Here is a 1,780-nt window from a genome sequence, read left to right on the forward strand (position 1 = left end):
CATCGGGGTTGTCGGTCGCGTGCGTGACGTCGACGGCGACGAACGCGTCGACCTCGTCCAAGTCGAACCCGACCATCCGCGCGCCGCGCAGGCCGACCTCCTCCTGCACGGTCGCCGCGAAGTGGAGCGTCACCTCGGGGTCGTCGATCCGCGCGGCGGCCTCCAGCATCGCGAACAGGCAAACGCGGTCGTCGAGCGCCTTACCGGTCACGCGGTCGCCCATCCGCGTCGTCGTCTGGTCGAGGGTGACGAGGTCGCCGACGCTCACGAGGTCGTCGACTTCGTCGCTCTCGCGACCGAGGTCGATGAACACGTCGGACACCTCGTCGTCCTTCTCCTGTTGCTCCTCCGTCAGGGTGTGCGGCGGGACGGAACCGATCACGCCGGTGAGATCCTCCTCGCCGTGGACGGTCACTCGCTGTGCGCGGAGCACACGAGCGTCGAATCCGCCGAGCGGGTCGACCTGGACGAACCCCTCGTCGGTGATATGCCGGACCATGAACCCGATCTCGTCCATGTGGGCGGCGATGGCGACTGAGTAGTCCGAGTCGCCCTCGATCGTCCCGACGACGTTCCCCATCGCGTCCGTTCGGACGCGGTCGACACGATCGTCGAACTCCCGGCGAACGATCTCGCGGACGGCGTCTTCGTACCCGGGAACCCCGCGGGCCTCCGTCAGCTCACACAGCAGGTCGTAATCGAACTCGAACGACATACACGCAGCTGGCCGCCCCAGGCTCAAAGTACCGCAGGATCCGGCACCGGCCGCCGCTGTCTCTCGCGCTCGCAAACCAAACCATAAACAAGTTTATTGTGGTTCCGCAACGCTTTTGCGGGGGCTCCGGGCACATGAGAGCATGGCAGATGTCAAAGCGGAACTCCGCGAACAGTTCATGGACGCGTTCGGTGGGGCCGACTACCCGGTCGAGAACCAGATGGACCTCGTGCCGGCGCTCCCGAACGGGCCGGGCACGAAGTTCGAGGCCGGCGACGTGAGCCTCACTGCCATGGAGCTCGCCGCCAAACTCGGCAGCGAACAGGAGTTCCCCTACGACGACGTCGAGTCCCTCGTCGACGACGTGATGGAGGGCCTCGAAGCGAAGGGGATGATCTAACCGCGCGACTGACTCGGTTTCTCCGATCCCATCCTCGCTTCCCACCGCGTATCACCCGGTAGGGGAACACGTCGCCGCCGCGCACCGCCCAGTACCGTCAACACGTCGCCGCCGCACACCGCCCAGTACCGTCAACACGTCGCCGCCGCGCACCGCCCGCTCCCAGGGTTCGATCCCGACGTGAGGTTGATACGGACGGAGCCGTAACCACGGTCGTGGTCGCCGAGGGAATCACCGTCGTTCCGCCGTGGATCCTCCTCGGGGCGGCGCTCGGGATCGTCGCATCCGTCGGGGTCGCGCTCGTCTTCTACGCCGGGAGCCGCCTCGCCCCGACGCCCGATCACGGCACTGGGGCCCGTTCCGACTCCGCCGGCGACGAACGCCGCCACGCCGAGATCCGCGCGTACCTGACTGCGATCGGCGAGCAGTTCCAGGAGGACCACCCGATCGGCGGCGTCACCGTTCCCTTCTATCTCCCCGAACGCGACGTCGCGGTCACGTTCGATGCACACGACTACTTCCGACTCGACGGCGAGGGCGTGTACGCGATCCTCTGTGAACACGAGATGCCCGGTCGGGGGCTCGGCCGCAGGCTCCCGTTCGACGTCGAGGAGCCGTCGTGGGGCTCCGGCGCCGACCGGGCCGGTCGCCGAGCGGGGTTCCGG

Annotated in this window: 2 protein-coding genes and 1 pseudogene; 2 read left to right on the forward strand and 1 reads right to left on the reverse strand. The window is 67.7% G+C overall.

Annotation, left to right across the window (positions count from 1 at the left end; translation table 11 throughout):
* A partial coding sequence (locus ACFQEU_RS15400) for a M42 family metallopeptidase (RefSeq protein WP_379783589.1) occupies positions 1-715 on the reverse strand: 715 nt, incomplete at its 3' end.
* Between the two features lie 142 nt (positions 716-857).
* Here ACFQEU_RS15400 and ACFQEU_RS15405 point away from each other — a divergent pair.
* Together ACFQEU_RS15405 and ACFQEU_RS15410 are read left to right on the forward strand one after the other, a co-directional pair.
* Complete coding sequence (locus ACFQEU_RS15405; RefSeq protein ID WP_379783591.1) at positions 858-1,115, forward strand: MTH865 family protein; 258 nt, start codon at positions 858-860, stop codon at positions 1,113-1,115.
* A 215-nt stretch (positions 1,116-1,330) separates the two neighbouring features.
* Positions 1,331-1,780, forward strand: a pseudogene (locus ACFQEU_RS15410) (J domain-containing protein); the annotation flags it as partial.

Source organism: Halorubrum tibetense, from assembly GCF_042661865.1.
In the GTDB taxonomy this organism is placed as follows: Archaea; Halobacteriota; Halobacteria; order Halobacteriales; family Haloferacaceae; genus Halorubrum; species Halorubrum tibetense.

What these genes read in the sequence shown, in the direction of transcription:
- ACFQEU_RS15405 (WP_379783591.1), top strand. Translation starts at nt 858, where the DNA reads ATGGCAGATGTCAAAGCGGAACTCCGCGAACAGTTCATGGACGCGTTC.